Consider the following 12,819-nt stretch of genomic DNA (forward strand, 5'->3'; position numbering starts at 1 on the left):
CCTTGCCAGCGCGTGTTCCTGCTGTTGAAGCTGATCCGGCCGTTCCTGGTCCTCGTCGTCCTCGTCGGCGTGTACCTGTTCGCGCCCGCGATCGGCAGCGTCAACGGCAAGACGCTGCACCGCGGCGTGGTGAAGGGCGTCGGCGGCACGGCCGACGTCGGCTCCAAGAAATGCTCCAAGCGCGGATCGGTGACGTGGCGCTGCCGCGTCTACGAGAAGGGCGGCAGCGATCCGGTCACCTACACGGTGCGGATGCGCGACCGCCGGTGCTGGTCGGCCCGGCGCGCGAGCGCGTACACCGCCGAGGGCGACCCGCTCGCCTTGCGGGCGAGCGGCTGCCTGCGCCTGCGCGACCAGGTCTACGCGTTGGCGGGGATCGGGTAGGCGACGGGGCTCTTGTTCCCGTCGCGGTCGATCGCCCGCACACCCACCTGGTAGTCGTCCTTGTTGAGGTTCGGGATCGTCGCCTCGGTCACGTTGCCGAAGCGGCGCGAGTTGGTCCACAGCGCCTCGGTCGAGTCGCGCCAGACGACCTCGTAGCCGACCACGTCGGGCTCCGGGTTCGCGTTCCAGCGCAGCGTCGTGTCATAGCCCAGGTCCGCGGTGAGCATGCGGGCGTTGACCGGGGCGCGCGGTGAGCGGGCGAGCGCCGCCAGCGACGAGCCGATCACCCGCGTGACCCGCGCGAGGTAGCGGAAGTCGACGAACTGCTCCAGGTCGCCGAACTGCTTGCCGTTCTCGACCCGGACGTCCTGATGCTGATGGTCGAAGTTCTCGAACGGCTCCGTGAAGCGCACGCCGGCCCAGCCCCGCTGCAGGAACGACACCTGGTCGCCGCTGCGCAGGAACCGGTCGCGCCGCCACACCAGCTTGACCCGCATGTCGGTCGCGTCGTTCTCGCCGGTCTCCTTGACGTAGCGCGCCAACTGGCGCGAGCTGCCGTCGTTCTCGCCGCCGATCGTCTGCCGGCGTGCGGTCTGCGCCGCCGTCTCGCTCGTCGGCACCCCCTCGGAGAAGAGCCGGATCGTGCGGTCGTCGCGCAGCCCGCTGCCGCCGACCGGGCTGCCGATGATGTCCATGTTCAGCACGCCCTGGATGTTCCAGCCCTGCTGCCGGGCGACCTCGGCGAGGTGGTTGGAGCCGTAGAGGCCCTGCTCCTCGCCGGCGTAGGCGACGAAGACGATCGTCGCCTCGGTCGGCCGCGGCGCCATCACCCGCGCGAGCTCGAGCACCGCCGACGTGCCGGAGCCGTCATCGTTGGCGCCAGGCGCGTCGTCGGTGCCGTTGAGCACGTCCGTGATGCGCGAGTCGTAGTGCGCGCCGACGATGTAAACCCGGTCGGCGGACTGCGGGTCCGTGCCCTTCAACGTCGCGACCACGTCGGTGATCCTCGTCGTGACCGGGATCCGCGACGCAGGCGGCTGGTCGTAGCCCTCGAGCGCGACGGTCATGCGCCCGCCGGAGGTCTGCGCGATCTGGTCGAACTGCTGCTTGATGTAGTCGCGCGCGGCGCCGATCCCCCGCGTGGGATCGGTCTGCGTGGACAGCGTGTGGCGGGTGCCGAAGCCCACCAGCGCGTGATCGAAGCGCTGCAGGCTGCGGGAGTCGACCTGGTCGAGCATCCGCCGCACGTCCGGCGGCGGTCGCCACCAGCCGTCGTCGTGGTGGTCCCCCACCGCCGACCCGACCGAGACCCACCCCGCGAGCCCTACGGCGACCGCCCCCGTCGCCACGAGCGCCTTCCGACGTATAGACATGGTTCCTCCCAGACGACTCCGTCGCGGGAGGTAGTACCCCGAACCGTCACGGGCTTGTCGTCGAAAGCGTGAAGGTGAGCGTCGTCGCGTAGGTGCCGGTGCGGAGTGGGTCGGTGGCGCCGATGTGCTGGTTGAACGTGATCGTCACCGGGTCGTTGGCGACCGGGGCCGTCCAGGTCGACTTGCTGAACGCAACCGTCAGGGGCGATGGGAGGGTGAACGTGCCGTTGGTCAGGTGGCCCGGGTCCGAGACGGTCAGCGCCGCGTCACCGGCGGTGGAGATCACGTTGGCGGTGGTGGAGGCGGTGTAGTCCTTCGCCAGGCCCGGCGTGAACGGGCCGAAGGTCGCCGGCGCGCCCAGGGTCAGCGCGAGCGTCGCGGGGACGGTGCCGCCGGCGCCGCCGTCCGCACCCACGGCCCACGTGACGAGCACGTCGAACGTGCCGCTCGCGGTGTTGCCCGAGGCGTCCGTCGCCGTGCAGTGCACGGTCGTGGCGCCGACCGGGAACGTCGCGCCCGAGGCGGGATCGCAGACCGCGGCAACCGCGTCGTCGACCGCGTCGGCCGCCGTAGCCGTGAAGGTCACCGCGGTGCCGGCCGCGGTCGCCGAGGTCGCGCGGACCTCGGACGGCAGCGTCAGGACCGGCGCGGCGGTGTCACACCCGTGGGCGACGGCGAAGGCCAGCACGCTGTCCGGGGTGCCGGACGCGCCCCGGGTGGAGACGAGGTGGCAGCCGGCCGGGACGTCGACGCTCACGCCGTCGGCCCCGACGACGCCGGTGCGCGCGCGGTGATCGACGTAGACGGTCGGGTCGCTGCCCGGCAGCGTCACGCGCGCGCTGGTGTTCGCGGGTGCGGTGACGGCGAGGTCCAACTTGGCGCCGCCGGGGGTGGCGAACGCCGCGCTGACCGGTCCGCGGACCGTCGGTGTCACCCCCTCGGCGTGGGTCAGCCCGCCGGGCTGCGGCCGGACCGCGAAGCGCTTGTAGCCGGGCTCGAGCGGCTCGATCCCCAGCGCACCGCGGTAGACGAGGTACGCCGGGCTGCCCGCCCAGGGGTGCGAGAACGTCGTGTTGGACTTCAGCGCCGGATCCCACGCCTCCATCGGCGAGCCGGCACCCAAAGCGATCATGTGCAGCCAGCTGCGCTGGCCGGTCCCGGTCAGCATCCGCATCGCGTCGTCCGCCCGCCCGGCCTTGTAGAGCGCGTCGACGAGGAAGTTCGCGCAGAAGACGCTGCAGACCATCCCGCGCTGGGCGATGTACGCCGTCGCGGGCCCGATCTGGTCCGGCCCGGCCACGCCCATCGCCACCGGGAAGACCGACGCGTGCACGGCGCGATGCGTCGTGGTCAGACCGTCGAAGTAGCTCCCGGTCGCCGGGTCGAACAGCTTCGCGTTGATCGCGGCGCGCAGCTTCTCGGCGATGCCGTTCCAGGTGGCCGCGTTCTCGGCATCGCCCATCGCCGCGGCCAGCTGCGCCATGTCCACGTACGCGCGGTAGGACCACGAGTTGATCACCGTGTTCACCGTGGTGAAGACGTAGCCGTCGCGCTCGGCGTCCGGCCAGTCGACGAGGTCCGCGTTGGCCTGCGAGCTCGAACCCGGCGCCTTCTCGACGAGCCCGTCCGAGCGCAGGTACTGCGTCGGCAGGAACGCCTTCAGATCGGCGTACCGGCGGCGCGCCGGGCCGAGGTCGCCGGTCGCCTCCCAGTACTGGTAGATGCTCAGGATCGAGGAGAACCGCCACTCCGCCGGCCACGTCTCGTTGACCGCCAGCCACTCCATCGTGTACGCGGAATCGGTCCAGTCGCCGTCGTCGTAGCCCTGGATCAGCGAGTGGATCAGGTTGTCGCCCTCGTACGGGGCGCGCTCGCGCGTCGGCGAGTCCATGTGCAGGTCGAGATTGAGCGCGCGGACGCCGGTGCGACTGAAGTCGAAGACCTGGTCGAGCGGCGCGCTCGAGGACGACCACGAGGACGCGTTCGCGTCGTAGGGATAGACGAGCGCGGCGGCCTGGACGTTGTCGGCCGTCAGATCCTGCGGCGCGCCGATGACCTCGGCGTAGCGGAACACGCGGTAGCCCCAGAGCGACAGCGTCTGGGCGCCGGGGCGCAGCGTCCACGTGTCGCGGTACGTGTTGCCGGCGCGAAGGGTGTAGTCGACCGCGGTGGGCGAGCTCAGCTCCTCCCCCAGGCGGATCTCGACCGGCTCGCCGCCCACACCGTCCGCCTTCAGCTCCAGGCCGCCGACGACGGTGTGGCCGAAGTCGAGGAGGTAGTGCCGGTCGCCGAGCTTGGTGATCCTGACCGGGGCGATCAGCTGCTGCTGCACCGGCGCGGCGGGCGTGCCGGAGAGGGCCGGGACGGCGGCCTTGGTGACGGCCGCCGACCAGGCGCCGTCGTCGAAGCCGGGCGTGTCGAAGCCGGAGGGATACTTGCGGGCGTCGATGTTCTCGACCGGCGCCGCGTAGTAGGAGGTGCCGATGCTGCCGCCGTCGGGTATCGCGGTCGCGCCGGGGAGCGTCTTCCAGGTGCCGTCGCTGGCGATCACGTCGCGCGTGCCATCGACGTAGGCGATCACGAGTTGCGCGAGGAAGCGCTTGTCGGACGTCGTGTACGCGAGCGCGCCGAGGGCGTTGGCGCCGGGCTCGAGCAGGGCGCCGACGTCGTAGGCGTTGTACATCGTCGTCGTCGAGTCGGTGATCGCGCGGGTGGGGCCGACGCCGACGAACCGCCCGTTGAGCGAGAGCTTGTAGACGTACTGGTGGGCGGGCTCGGTGGAGCGGGCGGTGACGTACGCCGTGGCCCACGCGATCGGCTTGTCGGCGACCGTGAAGCCCTTGCGCAGGAAGGCCCAGTTGTCGGTGAGGCCATAGGCGCAGTCCTTGCTCGTGCCGACGCTCAGCACCCCGCCGGCGACCGTCCCGCACGAGAAGTCGGTGCTCGCCGCGTTGAAGTCGTTGGCGTAGAGGACGGTGCCGCCGGTGCTCGTGACCTTCACGTTGTCGACCTTGCCCGACTCGGTGCTGCCCGTGCGGAAGCCGACCGACCCGCTCGGGTTGCGCGTGTCGGTGGTGGTGTCGACGACGACGCCGTCGATCGAGGTCGTGATCGTCGACCCGATCGCGTCGAGCTTGAGGTGGTGGATCGTGTTGAGGCCGATCGTCATCGGCAGCTTGACGGCCTTCATCTGCGTGTAGGTGCCGTTGACCTGCACGTGGGGGCGCAGCTCGTTGGAGCTATCGCCACGGATCTGCCACATGAAGCTGTTGCCGCCGGAGGCGCGGAACTTGATGCCGAGGGCGACGGTGGTGACGGAGAAGTCGGCCTCGAGCGAGTAGTCGCTGCCGAGAGCCGGCACGGAGGTCCAGATCGGCTGGCCCTGCCAGTCGCCCTTGACCGCGGTGCCGAAGCTCGCGGCGTCGGACCAGTCGCCGGCCTTGCCGTCGGCATCCCACGTGCGGACCGACCACCAGTAGCGCTGCTGCGGCTTCAGCGCCGGGCCGGCGTAGGCGACGTTGGCGGACGCGTCGGAGACGACCTTGCCGGAGTCCCACGCGTCGGCGGCGCCGGGCGAGGTGCCGACGCGCAGCTCGTACGCGGTCTGCATCGCGCCGATCCGCGCGTCGCTGACCGACCAGCCGAACGCCGGCGAGTCGAGGTTCTCGACCGCGAGCGGGTGCGGCTGCTGCTCGACCGTGAGCTTGGTCGGCCCGGCGGCCTGCGCCTGCGCGGCCGCCGACAACGCGACGGTCAATGCCAGTACGGCGACCCTCTTGAACACGTGGACGCTCTCCTCCTCCAGAAAACCTGCAGGCAAGATACGCCAGAAACGATCAGGCCGTCAATGCATAACGCTCATAAACGATCTCAGGTGCGCATGTGGACCTTCTCGCCCTGCGGTCCGAAGATCGCCAGCGCCTGCGCGGGACCGTCGACCGCGCCCATCCAGTGCGGCGTCCAGGTCGAGAACTCGGCCGCCTCTCCCGCTTCGAGGATCAGGTCCTCGTCGCCGAGGACGAGCCGCAGGCGCCCGGCGAGCACGTAGAGCCACTCGTGCCCCTCGTGGCTGCGCGGGTTCGGGATCGTGCGCTCGGCCGGGAAGTCCATGTGCGCGACGATCAGCCCGCCCGGCGTGTGGCGCGAGAGCGGGCGCATGACGATGCCCTCGACGATGCGCGAGCGTTCCTTGACGCGGGGGTCGCGGGTCGCGGGCGCGAGCAGCTCGCCGACCTCGACGCCGAGCGCGCCGGCGAGCGGCGTGAGGTGATCCAGCGCCAGACGGCGGGCGCCCGACTCGAGGCGGCTGAGCGTCGACGCGGCCATGCCCGCGCGCTCGGCAACGTCCTCCTGGCTGAGCCCGCGCTCCAGGCGCAGGGCGCGCAATCGTGCGCGGACGAGTTCGTCGGTCTTTGCCATTTCGGCATGAAGTCTTGCCACATTGCTGGAATCACGCAAGGCTGAGCGGCATGGATTTTGAATGCTTGGTCGTCGGCGCCGGTCCCGCGGGGCTGAGCGCGGCTTTGACCCTGGGGCGCGCGCGCCGGAGCGTGCTCGTCCTCGACTCGGGCAAGCCGCGCAACTACGCCGCGCGCGAGATGCACGGCGTGCTGGGCCACGACGGGCTGCCGCCCGCCGAACTGCGCGCTCGCGGCGTCGAGGAGGTCGGGCGCTACGGGATCGAGGTGCGCCCCGCCGAGGTGGGTGAGGCGCGGGCGATCGAGGGCGGCGTCGAGGTCGACGGCATCACCGCGCGCACGCTGATCCTCGCCACGGGCATGCTCGACGCGACCCCTGACGTCGAGGGCTTCGACGCCATCTATGGCATCAGCGCCCACACCTGCCCGTACTGCGACGGCTGGGAGCACGCCGACCAGCGCCTCGCGGTGCTCGCCGGTCCGGAGGCCGCGGAGCATATGGGTCCGCTGCTGCGCCAGTGGTCGAGCGACGTGATCGTCTTCTCCCCCGGCCTCGAGGCTGACATCGGCGTGCCGGTCGTGCGTGAGCCCATCACCCGCTTCGTCTCCACCGACTGCAGGCTGACGTCGATCGAGCTGGACGGGCGCGACCCGATCGAGCGCGACGCCCTCTTCTTCAACATCGCCATGCACCCGCGCAGCGCGCTCGCCATCCAGCTCGGCTGCACGCTCACCGAGGCCGGGTTCGTCGAGTCGGCCGCGGCGGATCGCCAGACGACCGTCGACCGGGTCTACGCCGTCGGCAACTGCGCCGACCCGATGCTCAACGTGCCGATGTCGATCGCCGACGGCGCGCGGGCCGCCGTGTTCGTCAACGTGCGCCTCGTGGGCGAGGGCATCGTCCAGCCGGTCTAGACGAACTGGCGGCCACCGTCGACGACCAGCGTCTGGCCGGTGATGAAGGCGCTCGCGGGCGAGGCGAGGAAGAGCGCGGCACCGACGATGTCCTCGGGTTGGGCGCCGCGCTTGAGCGCGCCGCGGTCGATGCCATAGGTGTCGGCGCCGTCGATCAGGTCGCGGCTCGCCTCGGTGAGCGTGAAGCCCGGGGCGATCGCGTTCACGCGGATCGCCCGGTCACCCAGCTCGCGGGCCATCGTGCGGGTGAGGCCGATCAGCCCGGCCTTGGACGCGACGTAGTGCGCCCAGTGCGGCGAGCCGCTGAGGACCGTCGCCGAGGAGACGTTGATGATCGCGCCGCCGTCGGGCATCGCCGCGACGACGTGCTTCGCGCACAGCCACGGACCCTTGAGGTTGACCGCCAGCACGCGGTCCCACTCGGCCTCCTCGAGCTCCTGGAACGGCGCGCGGGTGAGGCCGGCGTAGATCGCGGCGTTGTTGACGAGCACGTCGACCGGGCCCACCGCGGCGGCCATCGCGGCGACCGAGGCGGAGGAGGAGACGTCGACCACGAAGGGCTCGGCGCCGGCGCCGCGGTCAGCCTCGACCGCGGCCGCCGTCCCGCGCGCCGCGTCGCCGTCGAGGTCGGCCGCGATCACCTCGTCTCCGCGCGCGGCGAAGGCGAGCGCGAACGCGCGCCCCAACCCACCGCCCGCGCCCGTGATCAGTACACGCATCCGCGCGACCAGGCCAGCGCCTCGCGGGCGAGCGAGCGCGCGGCTTCGGTGAACAGCCACGCGTCGATCTTGGACTCGACGTAGTCCATGAACGCCTCCGGCGTGCGGTCGACCCACGTGTGGGTGATCCGGACGCCGCTCTCGGTGTAGCGCCAGAGCTTGTCGGCGTCCTTGACCAGCGCGTCCTCGAGGCTGAGCGCCTCCAGCCGCGAGTCGTGCCCGTCGACGATCTCGACGACGCGGGCGACGCGCGCCTCATCCATCCCCACCTGCCGCAGGATCTCCGACGCCAGCGCCGCGCCTTCCCGCTCGTGGCGGCGGGTGACGTTGGCGTCCCACCCGCCCGGCGCGTCCGCGAGCCCAGCATGGTGCGTTTCCACAGGCACCCGCGCGTACCCGACGTCATGCAGGAGCACCCCAGCGAGCACGATCAGCGGATCGGCGGCCGGCTCCGCCTCCAGCAGCCGCTGCGCCATCGCGAACGACTCCGGCATGTGGATCTCGCCCGAGCGGGTGTGCCAGTACGGCTCGGCCAGCGTGTAGACCGCGTCGATCACAGGTCGGCGACCCGGAGCGCCAGCCGCGTGTGTTCGAGCTCCGTACCCGCCATCGAGGCCGCCGCCGGGGTGAAGAACTGCTCGAGTTGCGGGACGAGGTGCTCGACGTACTCGCGCGGGGTCTTCGCGAACCAGTCGCACGCCACGCTGACGCCGGTGACGCTGAAGCGCCACAGCCGGTCGGCGTCCTTGACCAGTTCGTCGTTGCGCGACAGCGCGCGCCGGCGCGTGTCGTGCCCGTCGATGATCGCGACGACCTCCTCGACCAGCCCGGTCGAGTAGCCGAGCAACGTGAGGATCGCCTGGGCCAGCCGCGCGCCCTCCTTCTCGTGGGCGATCCGCACGTCGGACTCGAACATCCCCGGCCCGAAGCCGTCCCGGTAGATCGCCTCCTGGTCGACCATCGCCCAGCCGACGTCGTGCAGGAGGATGGCGAGCAGCACCACGTCGGCGTCGGCCTCCGGATGCTGCTCGACCAGCCGCTGCGCGTAGCCGAAGGACAGCGGGATGTGCACGTCGTTCTTGCGCGCCCGCATGTACGGCCGCGCGGCGGCCCAGACCTCCGCGTAGTCGCTCACGCCACCAGGGTCACCGTGCCGCTGTCACCGTCGACGCGGATCCGCTGGCCGGTGACGATCGCGGTGGTCGCCGAGCCGGTGCCGGTCACGGCGGGCAGCCCGTACTCGCGGCAGACGATGGCGGCGTGGCTCATCATCCCGCCGATGTCGGTCACGACGGCCGCGATCTGCCCGAAGACCGGCCCCCACGACGGCGCCGTGATGCGGCTGACGAGGATCTCCCCCGCCTGGATCGAGCCGAGCTCGTCCGCGTCGAGCACCACCCGCGCGACGCCTTCGGCCTTGCCCGGGGAAGCCGCCATGCCACTCAGGCCGCCTTCGGAATCCCCGCCGGACAACCACTGCCCCACCCGCTCGGACGTGATGCCATAGAGCATGATCGTGAACGGCTCGGTGATCACCGCGGGTGGCTCGTTCATCGCCGGTAGCGGCGGCTTGGCGCTCAAAGCCGCCAGGATGTCCTTGCGACGCGCGATCTCCCCCGGCCAGTGGAACGGCCCCGCGCACTCCGCGCCGACCGCCCAGCCGTTGCCGTAGTCGAAGATCGCCTGCGGGATCTCGTCACGGCGCAGCATGAAGATGTCCTCGGCCTCGCCCCAGAAGCCGGCGTCGGCCAGCACCTGGCCCAGCTCGCGCACGCGGCGCCAGAACAGCGACAGCGACCAGTGCTCGATGTAGAAGTTGTGGTTCTCGACGTAGGGGAACACGAGCCGCGACAGCCCCAGCTTCTCGTCGAACACCGCCTGCGCGTCCTCCGGCAGCAGCGCCCGGTACTCGCTCGTGACGCGGTCGCGCTCGGCGCCGATCGCCTCGGTCGGGCGGGCGATGTCCTTCCCCGCCCGCAGCTCGGCCACGTAGTCGCGCAGGAAGCCGAACGGGATCTCGAGATGGTCGAGCCAGACCTTGTCACTCGAGTACATGCCACTGCCCGAGGAGAAGTTGAACCACGGGTCCATCGCGGCCTCCCAGGCCGCGAGCCACACCTCGTCGCGCACCGCGACGAGCCCGCCGTCCAGGTCGACGTCGCGCGAGACCGCCATCCGGGCGAGCGCCTTGAGCTCGTCGTCGGGCCGGAAGAGGTCGACCTCGATCCCCTGGACCATCTTCGCGATGCCCAGATCGCTGATCCCGGGGAACGCCTCCTGGCAGAACCCGAAGAAGTCCAGATAGGCGACGTAGCCGAGGTTGAGGAACTCGAAGTGGTACTGGAACGCCGTGTACGCGAGCTCGATCAGCCGGTTGTAGTCGTGGGTGAACGCGAGGTGCGGGTCCAGGCCCTTGCCGCTCGTGATGTCAGCCAGCGGCACGCGGTCCGGCAGCGGTTCGAAGCGGATCGACTCCAGCTCGTCGATCACCCCACGGATCTTCGTGTGCCAGTTCTCCAGCAGTGCGGGCCAGTTCTGGAAGTAGAAGCCCGCCCGCTCGAGGAACTCCGGAACGCGCGCGGGGATGTCAGCTTCCGGCACCCCCACGGGTGACATGTACACGTAGCCGTTGTGCACGCGATAGTCGATCCCGTTGGCCGGCGGGATCACGTAGTGGCGCGTGTTGTACTGCCCGAGGCAGCGGATCGCGAACTCGACCGTGATCGTGTCGAACGGCTTGAAGACCGTCGGCCAGTGCTGGGTGTCGGCGAACCAGAAGCGCGCCTCCTCGGCCTCGCGCCGGTCCTCGCGGAAGTGCAGGTAGTACGGGTACAGCTCCTCCCAGCCGGCGGCCTCGGGCGGCGGAGCGTCGTCGTACGGGCTGGCGAAGCGCTTAATGGTCTGCGTCGACACCGGAGGTCCTCCTCTGGGCCAGCGGGTTGATGAGCGTGCTGACCAGGCTTCCGAGCCCGGTCTCATGGGTCGTGCCAACGACGTGCGGCTTGTTCGCCCAGACCGTCTCGGGACGGGCCTGGAGCAGGACGACGGCGCCGGTGACATCAATCGCCCACTCGATGTCCTGCGGGCGGCCGTAGTGCCGCTCGACGAGCTTGGCCAGCCGCGCGACGGCCTTGACCTCGACGGGCGTCAGGCAGGTTCCGACCTCGCCGTCGGCGACGCGGGTCGAGACGACGTCGAGCATCACCTTGTCGACGAGGAAGTGGTCCGGCGTGACCTCGCCGGAGACCACCGCCTCCCCCACGCCGGGCGCGGCCTCGACCGCGATCTTGGAGCGATCCCCGTTGGAAGGGTTCAGCGTCATCGCCACCCCCGCGGCGCGGGCACCGAACATGCGCTGGACGACGACCGCCATCTGCGGCTCGTCGATCCCCTTGTCGCGCCGGTAGGCCAGCGCGCGGCCGGTGTTCATCGAGCCCCAGCAGCGTTCGACGTGACGGATGACCTCGTCGGCGCCGGTGATCCACAGGTAGGTGTCGTACTGCCCGGCGCAGGAGGCATCGGCGGCGTCCTCGGACGTGGCGCTCGAGCGCACCGCCACCGCCACGTCGTCGCCGAGCGCCGCATAGGCCGCACGGATCTCCGCCTCCGGCACGCGGCCGGACGCGAACGCCGACGTCGTGACCGCGAAGCCACCCGGGACCGGGAAGCCGGCGCGCAGCATCGTCCCCAATGACAGGGCCTTGCCACCCACCTGCGCGACGTCGGCGCAGTCCGAGAGCGCGACGACCTGCACCGGCCAGCGCACGTGCACCGCGGCCGGCGCACGGAAGGTCGTGTTCGCGGAGTAGTCGAAGACCTGCTCCGGAACGAGCGACAGCTCCGGCAGCCGCGTGGTGAGCTCCTCCAGCACGACCCGCTCCTCCAGGCGCGCCAGCGACGCGCCGAGGCAGAAGTGGATGCCGTGCCCGAACGCCAGGTGGCTGCGGGCGTTCTCGCGCCGCAGGTCGATCGCGGCGGGGTCCGCGAAGACCGCGTCGTCGTGGTTGGCGGAGCCGAGCAGCAGGAGGACGTTGGCGCCGGCCGGCACGTCGACCTCGCCGATGCGCGCCTCCTGCAGCGTCCTGCGCTTCCAGGCGAAGACGGGCGTGACGAGCCGCAGCAGTTCCTCGACCGCGGCCGGGATCAGCGACGGATCGCGCGTCAACTCCACCCAGCGAGATCGCTGCGAGAGGAGTTCCTTGATGCCACTCGCCAGCAGCGCCGAGGTCGTCTCGTGCCCGGCCGTGAGCTGGCCGTAGACCAGCCCCGCCATCTCGTCCTTGGTGATCGAGGCGTCGCCGAGCCGCACCAGGTCAGACGGCAGGTCGTCGCGCGGCTCGCGCTCGCGGGCCTCGATCAGCTCGACGCAGTAGCGCCAGTAGCGCACGAGGTTCTCGGCGTGCTCGACCTGCTCGTCCCCCGGCAGGTCCCCGAAGTTCAGGTACACGCGGCTCGCCGCCCACTCCTTCACGCGCGGGACGTCCTCGTCCGGGATGCCGAGCAGGCGGAAGATGACCAGCGCCGGCAGCTCGTAGGTCAACGCGGCGACCAGGTCGACCTGAGCCCGGTCCGCGAAGGCGCCGATCATCGAACCCGCGAGCTCCCGGATCTGCGGTTCCAGCGTCGCCACCCGCCGCGGCGTGAACGCCTGGGCGATGAAGCCCCGCAGGCGGGTGTGCTCCGGCGGCTGGCGGCCGGAGAGCCCACTGTACGCGCGGAACTCCCCCGCGTGCAGGACCCGCTCCACCGCCGCCGGGCGCGGCTTGTACGGCGCCTGCGTGTTCTCCGAGCTGAAGACCTTCGGCGCCTTGAAGATCGCGTGGATGTCGGCGTAGCGCGTGACGACCCAATAGCCGAGCTCCTCGCTGAAGAACACCGGCTCCTCGGCGCGGGCGCGCGCGTAGAAGTCGAACGGATCCTCCAGCTCGAACGGCCGGAACGCGCAGCTGAGTGGTCTCTCCTCCACTGCCCGGCGACGGTACGCACCGACCTTGTGCGGATCAAGACGAA

10 protein-coding genes are annotated in these 12,819 nt (G+C 71.0%); 2 read left to right on the plus strand and 8 right to left on the minus strand.

What is annotated here, in order from left to right; genetic code table 11:
- Positions 1 to 12 precede the first annotated feature (12 nt).
- A complete protein-coding gene (locus OM076_RS18590) occupies positions 13 to 384 on the plus strand; it encodes a hypothetical protein (protein WP_270041538.1) in 372 nt (123 codons plus the stop codon).
- Here the strand turns inward: OM076_RS18590 and OM076_RS18595 are convergent.
- From OM076_RS18595 to OM076_RS18605, 3 genes are all read right to left on the minus strand, one after another.
- A complete protein-coding gene (locus OM076_RS18595; protein WP_270041539.1) occupies positions 360 to 1,757 on the minus strand; it encodes a M28 family metallopeptidase in 1,398 nt (465 codons plus the stop codon). The genes OM076_RS18590 and OM076_RS18595 overlap by 25 nt on opposite strands.
- Positions 1,758 to 1,803: 46 nt before the next feature.
- Positions 1,804 to 5,541 (minus strand): family 78 glycoside hydrolase catalytic domain, encoded by a 3,738-nt coding sequence (locus tag OM076_RS18600; protein WP_270041540.1) that lies wholly within the window; start codon positions 5,539 to 5,541, stop codon positions 1,804 to 1,806.
- Positions 5,542 to 5,627: 86 nt separating this feature from the next.
- Positions 5,628 to 6,176: a helix-turn-helix domain-containing protein gene (locus OM076_RS18605; protein WP_270041542.1), complete on the minus strand. Its 549-nt coding sequence runs from the start codon at positions 6,174 to 6,176 to the stop codon at positions 5,628 to 5,630.
- Between the two features lie 50 nt (positions 6,177 to 6,226).
- Between OM076_RS18605 and OM076_RS18610 the strand changes: the two genes are divergently transcribed.
- Positions 6,227 to 7,090: an NAD(P)/FAD-dependent oxidoreductase gene (locus tag OM076_RS18610; RefSeq protein ID WP_270041543.1), complete on the plus strand. Its 864-nt coding sequence runs from the start codon at positions 6,227 to 6,229 to the stop codon at positions 7,088 to 7,090.
- Here the strand turns inward: OM076_RS18610 and OM076_RS18615 are convergent.
- The 5 genes from OM076_RS18615 to OM076_RS18635 are packed head-to-tail and all read right to left on the minus strand — an operon-like array spanning position 7,087 to position 12,775.
- Complete coding sequence (locus OM076_RS18615; RefSeq protein WP_270041544.1) at positions 7,087 to 7,809, minus strand: SDR family NAD(P)-dependent oxidoreductase; 723 nt, start codon at positions 7,807 to 7,809, stop codon at positions 7,087 to 7,089. The genes OM076_RS18610 and OM076_RS18615 overlap by 4 nt on opposite strands.
- A complete protein-coding gene (locus OM076_RS18620; protein ID WP_270041545.1) occupies positions 7,797 to 8,366 on the minus strand; it encodes an HD domain-containing protein in 570 nt (189 codons plus the stop codon). Before OM076_RS18620 ends, OM076_RS18615 begins: the two co-directional genes overlap by 13 nt.
- Positions 8,363 to 8,944, minus strand: a complete 582-nt coding sequence (locus tag OM076_RS18625) for an HD domain-containing protein (protein ID WP_270041546.1) — start codon at positions 8,942 to 8,944, stop codon at positions 8,363 to 8,365. The genes OM076_RS18620 and OM076_RS18625 overlap by 4 nt, the downstream gene beginning before the upstream one ends.
- The gene (locus OM076_RS18630) at positions 8,941 to 10,722 is read right to left on the minus strand and encodes a PEP-utilizing enzyme (RefSeq protein WP_270041547.1); all 1,782 of its coding nucleotides are present in this window, start codon (positions 10,720 to 10,722) and stop codon (positions 8,941 to 8,943) included. Before OM076_RS18630 ends, OM076_RS18625 begins: the two co-directional genes overlap by 4 nt.
- Positions 10,703 to 12,775, minus strand: a complete 2,073-nt coding sequence (locus OM076_RS18635; protein WP_270041548.1) for a cytochrome P450 — start codon at positions 12,773 to 12,775, stop codon at positions 10,703 to 10,705. The genes OM076_RS18630 and OM076_RS18635 overlap by 20 nt, the downstream gene beginning before the upstream one ends.
- Between the last annotated feature and the right edge of the window lie 44 nt (positions 12,776 to 12,819).

Source organism: Solirubrobacter ginsenosidimutans (genome assembly GCF_027587205.1).